Genomic DNA, 13673 nt, shown 5'->3' with positions numbered 1-13673 from the left:
GTATCCACAGAATCTTAAGTTTATCGCCATGGTTGACCCGTTAATTGTCTGGGGGGTTACTCAAGCCGCAGGTTCGCTTGTTCGTTCAGTAATGCAAGAGTTGGCAATAGAGGGTGCAAAAGATTACGGAAAGGAATTTTTTAAAAATAGTCTAGGTAAAGTGTTACACTTACCCGAAAAAGATGTTCAAAAAGAAGCTTATGGCAAAGCAATGAAGGAGTTTTTAGAACTCTTTCAGCAACAGTTAGAAATGGCCGATCTGGAAGATGATCAAATTAAAAACTTTGAAAAACCTCTCAAGACTTTTATTAAAGATGACCAAGTTAAACCTATTTTAGGGGATGCTTTTGATATTGATTGTCAAATTCTTGATACTTTGACGTTAGCTCAATCTTGGCAAAGACTCAATTTATCGCCGTTACCTGCTAAATTTAACTGGGAAAAACTCGGTAAATTTTATTTGAGAAAAACTCAGGAAATTATTCAAAATTCTGAAAAGCTAAGAGCCGTTTTTTTAGTTAAGTTACAGAATAAAGATAGCCAAAATATTCAAGAAATAGCAGGAGTTAAAACAGATTACAATTTAGATGACTATGCCGAAGGCTTAAAAAAGGAATATGGCCATCTTAAATTAGAATTTTTAGACACAACGACTTATGAGCAAATCAAACTCTGGCGAATGTTTGTGCCGCAAAATGTGAGACGATGCAAACAGTTTATTCCTCAACTTTATGAATTACCTAAAGAAGTGCTGCAGGAACTTGTAGATAGGGGAGAAATTACTCAAGCAGAACTACAACGAAAACGGCAAGAATATGTCAATGAAAAATTAGATCCTGTTTTGAATATCGTCAATTCTTCTGAATACCCAAGAACTGTAATTTTAGGTGATCCGGGTGCGGGAAAATCGAGTTTATTACAGTATTTAGCTTTAAATTGGGCTGAAAAAGAACTCAGTCAGCGTGTTTTGCTTCCCCTTCCTCTTTTGATAGAATTGCGTATTTATGCCAGAGATAAGGATGAAAAAAAGTGTAAGAATATTCTAGAATTTTTCCATCAAGGTAATCTGATTTGTCATCTCAATCAACTTGCTTTAGATGATAAGCTTAAAAAAGGTCAGGCTCTTGTGCTTTTTGATGGTTTAGATGAAGTTTTTAATCCTCAATTAAGACAAGAAATTGTCACGGATATCAAACGTTTTAGTATTCAATATCCTCAAGTGCAGATTATTGTCACTTCTCGCTGGTTAGGATATAAAGCAGAAGAATTAAATCATGCTGGTTTTGAACATTTTATGATCCAAGATTTAGATAAAGATCAGATTGAAGATTTTATCAAACGTTGGCATGATTTAGCTTTTGAAAATCGAGATGATAAAACCCAAAAACAAGAACGTTTACAAAAGGCAATTAAGGAGTCAAAAGCGATTCGAGAATTAGCAGGAAATCCTTTATTATTAACGATGATGGCTATTCTAAATCGAACTCAAGAATTACCAAGAGATCGCTCAAAACTTTATGAAAAAGCGTCAGAGGTGTTATTACATCAATGGGATTTTGAAACCAAGGAAGGATTAATTGATCCTGAACTGAAAAAATATCTTTATAATATTGATCTACGAGATAAAAGGGACATTCTGCGTTTAGTCGCAAGTGCCATGCAAGCAGGAGAAAAAGGGTTAGATGCTAATTTAATCTATAAGGAAGAATTAGAAAATATTTTGACTCAATATCTTGAAGGAACGGGAATTAACAAACGAGATGCTAGTGATCTGACTGATTTAATTATCAAACAACTGCGCTATCGTAATTTTATTCTTTGTTCTTTAGGTGGCAATGCTTTTGCTTTTGTTCATCGAACTTTTTTAGAATACTTTTGTGCTTGCGAGTTTTATGAAAGATTTAAAAACCGAGGATTCCCAGACGGAATTACTCTTGAGGAATTGAAAACCAAAGTATTTGGAGAACATTATTCAGATCCTGTTTGGAAAGAAGTTTTATGTTTATTGATGGGGATGCTAAGTGCAGAATTTCCCAAAGAAGTTGCTGAAGAATTAATTAACTATCTCCTTGATATGGAGGAAACATATAAAAAAATTTCTCATCTTTTTTTGGCAGCAGATTGTTATGGAGAATTGCGAAACCAGTCTATTTATGTTGAACTAAGTCAGCGATTGTTAGATAGTCTTCAATCCTTAACGTCTTATAGGTATGCTGGTAATTATTTTAAGTAAATAATAATTGCTAAAATCGGAAATATCTGGCAAAATGATCGGACAGGATGGAGTGTTCTTCAAGCCATAGCAGTTGAGCAAAATTACCGGAATTGCGAAAGAAAAGCTGTTAATCAATTATCTAGAATTGCTAAAATTCATTCTGAGGCGTTAGTTTATCTACAGGAAGTTGCTAGACAAGGTGAATCAGCGGCAGGTATAGCAGGTCAAGCTTTAGCCAATTATTGGCGAGATAATCCGCAAACTTTACCCATTATTCAACAACTAGCTAATAAGGGTGAATCAGAAGCAATTGAAGCTTTAGTAATTCATTGGCGAGATCACCATCAAACTTTACCCATTATTCAACAACAAGCGAATAAAAGTCAATGGAAAGCAATTGAAGTTTTAGCCAATTATTGGCGAGATAATCCTCAAACTTTACCCATTATTCAACAACTAGCTAATAAGGGTGAATCAGAAGCAATTGAAGCTTTAGCAAACCATTGGCGAGATGATCCTGAAACTTTACCCATTATTCAACAACAAGCTCATAAGGGTAAATCAGAAGCAATTAAAGCTTTAGTAACCCATTGGCGAGATAATCCGCAAACTTTACCCATTATTCAACAACAAGCTAACAAGGGTCAATCAAAAGCAATTCAAGCTTTAGCAAACCATTGGCGAGATAATCCTCAAACTTTACCCATTATTCAACAACAAGCTAATAAGGGTGAATCAGAAGCAATTGTAGCTTTAGTAACCCATTGGCGAGATAATCCTCAAACTTTACCCATTATTCAACAACTAGCTAATAAGGCTGAAGGGGAAATTATTGGATTTTTGACGGCATTAGGTAGAATAACAAATGACTCGGAAATAGGAGCAATTATCGAAACCATATTAGCTAGAACGGATGTAGATGCTAAAATCAAAGAAGGTTTTCAAGAATTTCTTTACTATAGTAATTTCAGAGATTGGAGAAATCCCGATTAAGATAGTCAGAACAAAAGAGAGTGGGATAGTCAGAACAAAAGAAGCACTGGCGGTTATTTTTCTACTTTAACAACTAAAATAACTGATCCTGAAATTTTAGTAAAATCTTTGCAGGATTTAGGAATAATAGTTAAACGTGAAGCAGATGTTCGTGGTTTTAACGGTCAAAGAGTTAGAGCAGATATTGTTGCTGTGCTAGAGGGAGATTATGATCTAGGTTGGAATCTTAATACCGACGGAAGTTTTGACTTAATTGCTGATTTATCGGGAGTTGCTAAAAAACATGATCAAACTGAATTGATTAAGAGTATCAATGCAAAATATGCTGTTAATAAAACCCTTAAAGAAATTAAAGAGAGAGGTTTAAATAAGCGCAATCTCTAATCTGCTAATTTTGTAGGGTGCGTGTTTGCGGCTACTAATTCTGTTAAAAAACTCAAATTAACAATCCGCACCCCACGCAGCAAATTTATTATTAAATTGGTGCATTATGCTTTCGCACTTTACACCCTAAGAGTGGTAAGTAGTCGTGCAAAATAAATTTCCTGGTGAAGAAATGCAAAAGGCAAGAGGCAAGAGGCAAAGGGGGGGTTAGATATGTGTAATTAATTTTGCCTAGGTACTTACGAAGTTGAAGGGTGATCGTTCTTGTCGGTGGGGTGGAGTGCGATCTCTGTCATCAAATAAGATATAATTGGGAAAGTCCAAATAATTAAAGCATTATGAGTTACCAAAACATTATTACCATTGAACCAGGAAAACGAAGCGGAAAACCCTGCATTCGAGGAATGCGTATAACTGTGTACGATATTCTAGAATATTTAGCAGCAGGAATGACAGAAGCAGAAATTCTTGAGGATTTTTCAGAATTAACTTCCGAGGATATCAAAGCTTGTTTGGCTTTTGCTGCTGATCGAGAGAAAAAATTATTTATCACCTCTTTATGAAACTGTTATTAGATGAAAATTTGTCAGATCGGATTATTGATAAAATAATTGATTTATATGCTGATTCTCAGCACGTCAAGACTTTAGGACTGATCAATACTGATGATGCACTTATCTGGGAATTTGCCAAATTCAACGATTTTATAATTGTCTCTAAAGATGCCGATTTTCATCAGCGCAGTCTATTATATGGTCATCCACCAAAATTTATCTATCTTCGTATTGGTAATAGTCCCACTTCAAAAATTATCGAAATTTTAAGAGGTTATTTTTTAATTATTGTTGAATTTTTTGATAGTGAAACAGAAAGTCTGTTGATATTAGGTTGAGTGCGATCGCATCATTTTGCGATCGCCTAATCTTGTAGGGTGCGTTAGGCGGTTACTAATTTTGATGAAAAACCAAAATTAACAATCCGCACCCCACGCACCAACTTTGTCATTAAATTGGTGCGTTACTGCGATTAATTTTCTAACTGGATTGACCTAAGGAAACCCAACACACAATTAGATAGAGTTTGCCGAAAAAGCTTTTCGTGGGGTTAGGAGTCGGTCTTCAGTATCCAGTATTCAGTGATTCAGATGCGGGTTTTCAGTTCACTGTTCACAGCAAAATACTCCCCAATCCCCCACTTCCCCAATCCCCCACTTCCCCAATCCCCCACTTCCCCAATCCCCCACTTCCCCACTTCCCCACTTCCCCACTTCCCACTCCCCACTTCCCCACTTCCCTATCCCTTTTAAACAGGATTTAGTATTAGCCTGTATCAGCATTTCTGATTCTATAGTTAAGTTTGGCTAATAACAGCTTATTTTTAGTTGCTTGTCAAGCCCATATTATAATTTTTAATCTCTGATCCTTAGTCCGATTTAACATTAATATTAAAAATCTGGTTTTTTGTAGCGAAGACAACAGTTTTATTAATCATTATCTGCATTTATAGAGGGAAATCGAGGGAGGCTGATAATCCCTGAAAGCCTTGTCAATACTAGCGTTATTACCTCTCGAAATTTCACTAATTCCCCAAGTTTTCCTAATCTTGCCCCCCTCTAGGAGACAAAAAATTAAAAACTTCCCATCTTAACTTGGTTTTTAGCGCAAGTCAACCCTTTATTTAAATTTTTGATTCTCTTGCCCGATAACGATATAAATTCTCGTAATGACCAACCGATTTTCCGTGATACGGTTGAACAGAACGCAACCAAGTTAGCTTTGCAAGCAAAAAGGAATGTTAGCAAATTCCTTCAGCTTTGCATTGGGAACTTGCTAACGAGCAATAAGAAAGTCTATGAATAAACAACTGATCAACAAACTACAAGCTGTAACTGCCCTTACCGTAGTGGGGACTACAGCCTCGATAATTTGTTCCCAGACAGCAGGACACAGCAACAGCCTGACGGATATTAGCGTAGATCGTCAAACTGTTATCGAGTCAACCACTCAAACCGTTCTGTCCGCTTTTTCTAATAGTCGAACAACTGATTCAGATATTAAACTATCACGTTCTGTTCAAGATAATGCTAACGAAATTCTAAAAACTTTGGAGTCCCTAGTGGACAAAGAAAATACCGTCCCTGCAAGCGTTACACCCCAGACCCAAGAGGCCATTCCCCCGACGGTACAACCCCAATCACAACCCACCTCAGTGACACCAGCAGAGAAGCCGAAAACAAGCCCAGCGGTAAAAACCAGCAGTCGCCCCCGTAAAAAGGGAATGGCCTCCTGGTATGGTCCTGGTTTCCACGGTCGTCGCACCGCTAGTGGTGAGACTTTTAACTCTGGTGGTTTAACTGCCGCTCATCGCTATCTGCCTTTCGGCACTAGGGTTAGGGTAACTAATCTGCGTAATGGGCGCTCGGTGGTGGTGCGAATTAATGATCGCGGTCCGTTTAGCGGTGGTCGCGTCATCGACCTCTCCAGAGGTGCGGCAGCGATTATCGGTGTCTTCCAGTCGGGAGTTGCCCCAGTGGTCTTGGAAGTTTTAGGTAGATAATCAGTAAACAGTTATCAGTAAACAGTTATCAGTGAAAAGACAGCACTGTTAATCTGCTTCTGGGAAAATCTAGTACAAATGCTCAGGCTTCCTCCTTATCCCTGACTTGAAAGAGGGTGTAGGGTGTGGGGTGTAGGGAAGGAAACCTCTTTCATCTCTGGTGGTGAAAATTTTTTCATCGGGACTGACTAAAAACTCACATCTGATCAGTGATAACTGATAACTGATAACTGATAACTGATAACTGATAACTGATAACTGATAACTGGTAACTGATAACTGATAACTGATAACTGATAACTGATAACTGATAACTGCTATAGTGATCCTATTGGGATTTGACGGGGTTTATGTTAGAAATTAACGATTTATCGGTTAATTATGGCGGAATAAAGGCATTACAGCAGGTTAGTTTAAGGGTAGAAACGGGGGAAATTGTCACCCTGATTGGAGCGAACGGAGCAGGAAAAACGACGACTCTAAAGACGATATCTCGGCTTTTAACAGCAAAGACGGGGCGAATAATCTATCAGGGTCAAGATATTACCCATTTACCGCCCCATGAAATCGTTAAACGGGGAATTGCCCATAGTCCAGAAGGGAGAAGAATCTTAGCTCGTCAAACAGTCTTGACAAATTTGCAGTTAGGTGCTTATACGAGAAGCGATCGCCTAGGAGTAAAAAGTGATATCGAAGAGCAGTGGCAACTGTTTCCCCGACTATCGGAGCGCCGAGAGCAGTTAGCGGGAACCCTAAGCGGTGGGGAACAGCAGATGCTGGCGATCGCCAGAGCTTTAATGAGTCGTCCCAAGTTATTGTTACTAGACGAACCCAGTTTAGGACTAGCGCCGCAGATAGTGCGAGAAATCTTCAGTATTATCCGTAAATTAAATGAATCGGGAGTAACTATCCTGTTAGTGGAACAAAACGCCCATTTAGCCCTAGAAACTGCCAATCGCGGCTATGTTTTGGCAGCGGGACGCTTGACTATTGCGGGAGAAGCTGGGGATTTACTCAAGGATGAGCGAGTCAAACAAGCTTATTTGGGCTGATCAATCACAGTGCGGGGATCATTGAAGAAAATCTATAGTAAAACTTGGTAAAAAATATTAACAAAATTTTACAAAGTCGCATAGAATGAACACATAACGAAATAGGTATTTTTTCTTACTGCCATGCTAACGGCTAACTTCCCCTGGCTCACTGCCATCATTTTGCTCCCCTTGCTTGCCTCCTTCCTAATCCCTGTAATCCCCGACAAGGAAGGAAAAACTGTTCGTTGGTTCGCTCTTGGAGTCGGACTAGCAGACTTTATATTAATGTGTTACGTCTTTTTACAAAAATATGATTTAAGCAACCCCAACCTACAATTAGTGGAAAAAATCGATTGGGTTCCCCAAATAGGTTTAAGTTGGGCGGTGTCGGTGGATGGTATATCGGCACCGTTAGTTTTATTAGCAGGATTGGTGACAACCCTTTCTATCTTGGCCGCATGGCAAGTGGACCGTAAACCCCGTTTATTCTACTTCCTGATGCTGTTGCTCTACGCCGCTCAGATTGGTGTTTTCGTCGCCCAAGACTTATTATTATTCTTTTTAATGTGGGAAATCGAGTTAATTCCCGTTTATCTACTCGTTTCCATCTGGGGTGGTCAAAAACGTCGTTATGCCGCCACTAAATTCTTACTCTACACCGCCGCCGCTTCTATCTTCATCCTCGTTGCCGGTCTAGCCATGGCCCTTTACGGTGGTGGTGCGATGACCTTTGATATGGCGGAATTAGGATTTAAAGATTATCCCCTCGCTTTAGAATTAGTCCTTTACGCTGGTTTATTAATCGCTTTCGGGGTCAAACTCGCCATCTTCCCCCTCCATACTTGGCTCCCCGATGCTCACGGTGAAGCTTCTGCACCTGTATCGATGATTCTCGCTGGTGTTCTCCTCAAAATGGGTGGTTACGGTTTAATCCGCCTTAATATGGGGCTTCTACCCGATGCACACATCTACTTTGCTCCGATTCTAGCGATTCTCGGTGTCGTCAATATTATCTACGGTGCTTTCGCTTCCTTCGGTCAACAAAACATGAAACGCCGTCTCGCTTATTCCTCGGTTTCACACATGGGATTCGTCCTTTTAGGGATTGCTTCCTTTACCGATGTGGGTATTAGCGGTGCTATGTTACAAATGCTCTCCCATGGTTTAATTGCCGCCGTCTTATTCTTCCTTGCTGGTGTCACCTATGACCGCACCCATACCTTAGCTTTAAACGAGATGGGTGGGATTGCCCAAGCGATGCCGAAAGTCTTCGCTCTCTTTACTGCCGGCGCCATGGCTTCCCTAGCGTTACCCGGAATGAGCGGTTTTGCCAGTGAAATTACTGTATTCATCGGTGTCACTAGCAGTGACGTTTATAGCCAAACCTTCCGGGTTGTGACTGTCTTCCTCGCTTCCGTTGGTTTAATCCTCACCCCGATTTATCTACTCTCCATGCTCCGTCAAGTTTTCTACGGAGATGGTTCTTCCTGCGATATTACTAACATTCTCCCCAACAAAAGTAACGAACAGGCAGTTTGTTTTGGTACTAGCTGTGTCCTCCCTCATGAATCAGAATATAGTGACGCTAAACCCAGAGAAATCTTTATCGCTGTCTCTTTCCTCGCTTTGATTGTCGCTATCGGTTTCTATCCCCAACTGGCTACCCGTATCTACGATGTGAAAACGGTGGCAGTTAACTCGGAAGTGCGTCAAGCTTACACAGAAATCGCCGCTACTCGTCAAAATATCTACGCTGAAACTCAACTGGACGTAAGCGCCAAAGTTGCCAGCATCCTCCAATAAATTGGCAAGTCTAAAGTGAATAGGTTATCAGGAGTAGAAATTCTGCTCCTGATTTTTTTTCGAGGAGATAATACTAAATCCTGTTTAAAAGGTATAGGAGAGTGGGGAGCGCCGGAGCGCCGGAGCGGGGAGAAACAATCCATAACTTGGGAGTTAATCACACTATTAAAAACGGATTTAGTATAACTTCTGCTGATCACCAGAAGTGAGAGAAAGTCACAAATATGAGATACACCCGATTGATAGTGAACACTCATTATATATTAATAAACATAAATAAATATGAAGTAATTTAAGTTTCAAGAAGAATGAACCCGATCTTTTTTACGATGGGGGTAAAAGTGATTTTCAATTTCTCAGGTTGAAAGATGAATCCAGATTAAGCTATCTCAACGATAAGAGGACAAGCCAATGTTTGAAGATTTTACCTATATTACCGATGAGGCTTTTTTAGAGAATTATTGGTGGGAAGAAAAAGTTATCTGTCCCCACTGCCAGGGCAAAGGAAGAATCTATCTAGAGACAGAGAATGAATCCGTCCCCTGTAAATTCTGTGAGGGTAAAGGCATTATTAAACGAAAACAAGAGGAAGCTAACTATTCCTAAAAATCTGTATAATTAGATACCATAAATTAAAAATCTTCTTGAGTTAAAACCTCTGGCTGACATTGTTTAATTTCGCTGTTAATTCCCAGGGCAGATTCCGATTGGAGGTCTTCGATATAACCGGATTGATAGGATAAAGCTTCAGAAAAACTCTCGAAAGGACCGAAATAATAGAGACATTTCGGCTGACTGGTGGTGATCTCTATCCACCAGGGTTGAGGTGGCAAACTAGGCTTAATCTGGGCAGTTTCTGGGTCAAGAGGCCTTATACTGAGAATCTTGGCACCTTGGCGCAGGAGGCGCTGTGTTTCTTGACTCATGCGGCTTTTAGGTACTCGCAGGACTGTCCGGGAGAAGCGTTGAGGCAAAGAGCCAGAAGAACCGGAAAAAACAACTTCATAGAGAAATATTTGATTCTCTCCCTGATTATTAGCCTCTAGCATACAGAAAAGATTCTCTTTTGGGGGTAAGGGTTAAAAAAACAGACGCTACTTTGAGCAGATGACTCAAGCAAAATCATCTCCTAACAGAGTAGCGCATCTTGATACGATAGCATAGAGCGGCAAAAAGTTAGGTTTTGACCTACTCTCCCCTCACAGCATAGCTTGACGAGAGATTCTTCAACAAGAAGAACCGGATAGAGTTCTTTATGATGCTGTAGCTGGATATATGGCCGTTATCTTAATGGTGAGGTACAAACTTTGTGTTTTTTGGAGTCGGTCGTCGATGCCAAATCCTGTTATACTTCATCTTTATGATAAACCCTGTCAATAGGGTTTGCGGCAAAAAGTTTTTCCTAGGGGTAGGGTGTGGGGTGTAGGGTGTAGGGGTTTCCCCATTTTTGAATTGGCGAATTACCTAATTTTCAGGGAAAAAGTCCCTAAATTTTCCCACCGAACAATCCAATGGCTGGCACTTTTTGATTTCAAAAAGACCAAAAGATATTAGCCAAAAAGGTTTTTATATTTATGCAGCAGTCTCTCAATAATATTGACAACAAATAGAGTTTTTAAACAAATATGCAGCCACCAAAATTAAGCTTAGGAACCAGATTATTTTTATCCCATCTCCTCGTTATGGTGGTGGGATTGAGTAGCTTTATTATCATTGCTAAATTATCTTCTCCGCGAATGTTTGTTTTGCGTTTAGAACAGTTAGAAAGGCAGGGATTTTTTACCGTGCGATCAGCGAGAACTTTCTTGGTTAGGGGTTTTGAGACAGCTTGGGATAGTAGTGCTGTTTGGTCATTCATTGCCGGAGGAAGCGCAGCTGGTTATCTAAGTTTTTTGGTTTCTCAACGCATTATGAAACCGGTAAAACAAATGAAACAAATCACTAAAAATTTTGCTGAAGGGGATTTATCGGCGCGAGTTCCAGAAAGCGAAATCCCCGAATTAAATCAATTAGCCATCAGTTTTAATCAGATGGCGATTAGTTTAGCCGATGTGGAAAAAAGGCGCCGGGAATTAATCGGTGATCTTACCCACGAATTACGCACACCCTTAACCGTGGTACGGGGATATTTAGAAGAATTAGCCGATGGTGCGATCAAACCTAATCCAGAACTTTATCAGAAATTAGTGAAAGAAACCCGCAGGTTAGAACGTTTAACCCACGATCTACAGGAGATATCGCAAGCGGAATCTGGTTATCTCTCGATTAAACTGCAACCTGTTAATTTATTACCTTTGTTAAATTCTCTCATCGAAAAATTTGCCGATCAATTATTAGAAGATGGACCGACTTTACAGTTAGATTGTCCCCCCAATTTACCAGCTGTCATGGCCGATCCCGATCGCCTGGAACAAATCTTAGTTAATCTGCTCGGTAATGCCATTCGTTACACTGATAATGGTGCAATTACCCTGCAAGTGACAAGGGACAAAAACCACCTACAAATTGCCGTTATCGATACGGGAATCGGCATCGCAGCCGAGGATTTACCCTTTATTTTCGAGCGCTTTTGGCGGGCCGATCGTTCTCGTTCCCGTTATTCTGGGGGTAGTGGTATTGGTTTAGCGATTACCCGTCGTTTAGTGGAATTACACCAAAGTCAAATCGAGGTGGAAAGTCAATTAGGTAAAGGCAGCACTTTCCGTTTTTCCCTAGCAATATCGGCCAATTGAGAGATGGGGAAGTGGGGAAGTGGGGAACTGGGGAACTGGGGAAGTGGAGCATTTGGCTGAAATTTCCCTAAACCCCTAAATCCCTATCACCCTATCACCCTATCTCCCGACTCCTGACTCGGAGACTCGGAGACTCCTGATAACTGATTAAATGCCGTGACTTTTGCCGATTACCCAATGACGACGGAAGAAGCGAGCGAGCGAAGTTTCTTCTAAGGATAAGTAAATCGGTCTTCCGTGGGGACAGGTGCGGGGATTACGGGTATTTTGCCAATCATCGAGTAAATTCTGCATTTCTTCTAAACTCAAAGCTGTACCGTTGCGGATAGCACTCCGGCAAGCGGTAGCCACCTGAGCGGTTTGTAAATCCCCCCCTAAACTTAATTCTAGTAAAGCATCAGCCCGATCCTCCCGTTCTTTTAGTAGAACAGGAATACTACGAATTGCCCAAGAGCGATCGCCAAAACTAGCAACTTCTAATCCTAAACGTTGTAATTGTTCGATTTGTCGAGTAGTTAACTGATTTAAGATGATCGGAGTATCTAACGGCACGATTTCCCAGTTATCCTCTAAACGTTCGTACAAAACCCGCTCATGGGCAATATGTTGTTCGACTAACCATAATCCGTGAGGATGTTCGGCAACTATGTAAGTTTGGTGAATTTGGGCTACTGCCTTTAATTCCAGCCGATTTTTCGGGGATTTCTCCCCTATTGTATAGGTGCTTTTTTCTTCGGCAGCCTTGAGAATTTGACTGACGCGCTGATTTTGCGCTTTTTCGGGTATATGTTCGGGATTTAGTCCTAACGCCTTGTCTATGGCTGAAATTATCTGTTCTTGCCAAAAAATGAGGTTATGCAGGTATATTTCCGCTTTGGCTGGGTGACGATTCCAATCGATCGAACGAGGGTTAAGATGTAGATGGAGAAAGCAAACGGGATAGCGATCTTTAGGGACTGTGCGAGCGAAAGCTTCAAATGTTGCCTGTTCTAACTCCGATGAGCGCACCATTCGCCCATTAACAGCAATTCTAACCCAATCTGGTTGATGGCGAGAAATGCGATCGGGCAAACCAATGACTAATTCAATTTGAGCAGATTCTGCGTCAGGAGTCGTCAAGTCAAGTTTTAGCGATGCTAAATCGTTAAAATGCAGAGATTTAACTAATTGCGGTAATATTTGACTGGCATCCTTACCCGGACTAATGCGTAACCAATCTTGATGATCTTGGAAAACCTGCCAAGTAATTTGGGGATGACAGAGAGCAAAATTATGAATTAAAGTCTGTATATCCTTTAATTGTTTGTTAATTGACGGTAAAGCTTGACGACGCACAGGAAAGTTACCAAAGAGATTCTCTACCGTCACGATAGTGCCGATAGCTATAGGAATCGTTTCTAAATTATCCGGCTCGCCTTGGTGATTGTAAAGACAATAACAACCCAAATCATCGTCATGGCGACTGGCAACCCGCAGATGCGCCACCTGTGCGATACTGTGCAAAGCTTCACCACGGAATCCGAGACTGGTAATCTGCCAAAGATCGTCCCGTTGGCGGATTTTGCTGGTACTGTGGGCATAGCTACACAGTTGCAAATCTTCTCTAGACATTCCCCTGCCGTTATCCGATACTTGTATTCGCCAGTTTTGGGGAAATATATCGATGGTAATCCTATCTGCCCCCGCATCAATGGCATTTTCGACTAATTCTCGCACCACAGCGCCTAAAGAGTCGATTACCTCTCCTGCGGCAATTAAATCGATTACGTCTTGGGGTAAAACTTGTATGGGCAAAGTCATCAATTAATGGTTTTAGCCAAGGGCAAACTCGGTATATTGTCGCACAGGGGGCCCATGGTAAGCTAAAACGATGTCTTGTTTGGGGACTCCCCTAGCTACCAATTTATCGCCAATCGCTGCTACCGTGCCGTCCTGCTGCACCCAGATTTTATTGTT

General features: G+C 40.7%; 14 protein-coding genes. 10 read left to right on the top strand and 4 right to left on the bottom strand.

What is annotated here, in order from left to right; translation table 11 throughout:
- The first annotated feature begins 28 nt into the window (after positions 1 to 28).
- The 5 genes from VL20_RS14970 (at position 29) to VL20_RS14955 (ending at position 4484) form a co-directional block, all read left to right on the top strand.
- Positions 29 to 2233, top strand: coding sequence for an NACHT domain-containing protein (locus tag VL20_RS14970; protein WP_284525800.1), 2205 nt, complete (start codon positions 29 to 31; stop codon positions 2231 to 2233).
- Between the two features lie 822 nt (positions 2234 to 3055).
- Positions 3056 to 3208: a hypothetical protein gene (locus tag VL20_RS34085; RefSeq protein WP_284525799.1), complete on the top strand. Its 153-nt coding sequence runs from the start codon at positions 3056 to 3058 to the stop codon at positions 3206 to 3208.
- A 78-nt stretch (positions 3209 to 3286) separates the two neighbouring features.
- Positions 3287 to 3592 (top strand): DUF1257 domain-containing protein, encoded by a 306-nt coding sequence (locus VL20_RS14965; protein WP_052276958.1) that lies wholly within the window; start codon positions 3287 to 3289, stop codon positions 3590 to 3592.
- A 338-nt stretch (positions 3593 to 3930) separates the two neighbouring features.
- Positions 3931 to 4155, top strand: coding sequence for a DUF433 domain-containing protein (locus VL20_RS14960; protein ID WP_002745983.1), 225 nt, complete (start codon positions 3931 to 3933; stop codon positions 4153 to 4155).
- Complete coding sequence (locus VL20_RS14955) at positions 4152 to 4484, top strand: DUF5615 family PIN-like protein (RefSeq protein WP_052276957.1); 333 nt, start codon at positions 4152 to 4154, stop codon at positions 4482 to 4484. The genes VL20_RS14960 and VL20_RS14955 overlap by 4 nt, the downstream gene beginning before the upstream one ends.
- A 267-nt stretch (positions 4485 to 4751) precedes the next feature.
- Here VL20_RS14955 and VL20_RS31205 read toward each other — a convergent pair whose 3' ends face one another.
- On the bottom strand, positions 4752 to 4928 hold the full coding sequence (locus tag VL20_RS31205; protein WP_158499353.1) for a hypothetical protein: 177 nt from the start codon (positions 4926 to 4928) through the stop codon (positions 4752 to 4754).
- A gap of 515 nt (positions 4929 to 5443) precedes the next feature.
- Between VL20_RS31205 and VL20_RS14950 the strand changes: the two genes are divergently transcribed.
- The 4 genes from VL20_RS14950 (at position 5444) to VL20_RS14935 (ending at position 9591) form a co-directional block, all read left to right on the top strand.
- On the top strand, positions 5444 to 6148 hold the full coding sequence (locus tag VL20_RS14950; RefSeq protein WP_052276956.1) for a septal ring lytic transglycosylase RlpA family protein: 705 nt from the start codon (positions 5444 to 5446) through the stop codon (positions 6146 to 6148).
- Positions 6149 to 6498: 350 nt separating this feature from the next.
- A complete protein-coding gene (locus VL20_RS14945) occupies positions 6499 to 7200 on the top strand; it encodes an ABC transporter ATP-binding protein (protein WP_002788859.1) in 702 nt (233 codons plus the stop codon).
- Between the two features lie 123 nt (positions 7201 to 7323).
- Positions 7324 to 8985, top strand: a complete 1662-nt coding sequence (locus tag VL20_RS14940; RefSeq protein ID WP_052276955.1) for an NAD(P)H-quinone oxidoreductase subunit 4 — start codon at positions 7324 to 7326, stop codon at positions 8983 to 8985.
- Positions 8986 to 9396: 411 nt separating this feature from the next.
- Positions 9397 to 9591 carry a hypothetical protein gene (locus VL20_RS14935; RefSeq protein WP_002770192.1) on the top strand — a complete coding sequence of 65 codons (195 nt, stop codon included), beginning with the start codon at positions 9397 to 9399 and terminating at the stop codon, positions 9589 to 9591.
- A gap of 26 nt (positions 9592 to 9617) precedes the next feature.
- On the opposite strand, the gene VL20_RS14930 is transcribed toward VL20_RS14935, so the two are convergent.
- The gene (locus tag VL20_RS14930) at positions 9618 to 10034 is read right to left on the bottom strand and encodes a DUF1816 domain-containing protein (protein WP_002788849.1); all 417 of its coding nucleotides are present in this window, start codon (positions 10032 to 10034) and stop codon (positions 9618 to 9620) included.
- Between the two features lie 576 nt (positions 10035 to 10610).
- On the opposite strand from VL20_RS14930, the gene VL20_RS14925 reads away from it, so the two are divergent.
- Complete coding sequence (locus VL20_RS14925) at positions 10611 to 11717, top strand: sensor histidine kinase (protein ID WP_052276954.1); 1107 nt, start codon at positions 10611 to 10613, stop codon at positions 11715 to 11717.
- A gap of 147 nt (positions 11718 to 11864) precedes the next feature.
- On the opposite strand, the gene mutL is transcribed toward VL20_RS14925, so the two are convergent.
- A complete protein-coding gene (gene mutL, locus VL20_RS14920) occupies positions 11865 to 13517 on the bottom strand; it encodes a DNA mismatch repair endonuclease MutL (RefSeq protein WP_052276953.1) in 1653 nt (550 codons plus the stop codon).
- A 12-nt stretch (positions 13518 to 13529) separates the two neighbouring features.
- Positions 13530 to 13658, bottom strand: coding sequence for an element excision factor XisI family protein (locus VL20_RS14915; protein ID WP_002770124.1), 129 nt, complete (start codon positions 13656 to 13658; stop codon positions 13530 to 13532).
- Positions 13659 to 13673: the final 15 nt, after the last annotated feature.

This window comes from Microcystis panniformis FACHB-1757, from assembly GCF_001264245.1.
In the GTDB taxonomy this organism is placed as follows: domain Bacteria; phylum Cyanobacteriota; class Cyanobacteriia; order Cyanobacteriales; family Microcystaceae; genus Microcystis; species Microcystis panniformis.
This window is presented reverse-complemented; position numbering and strand designations above follow the sequence as displayed.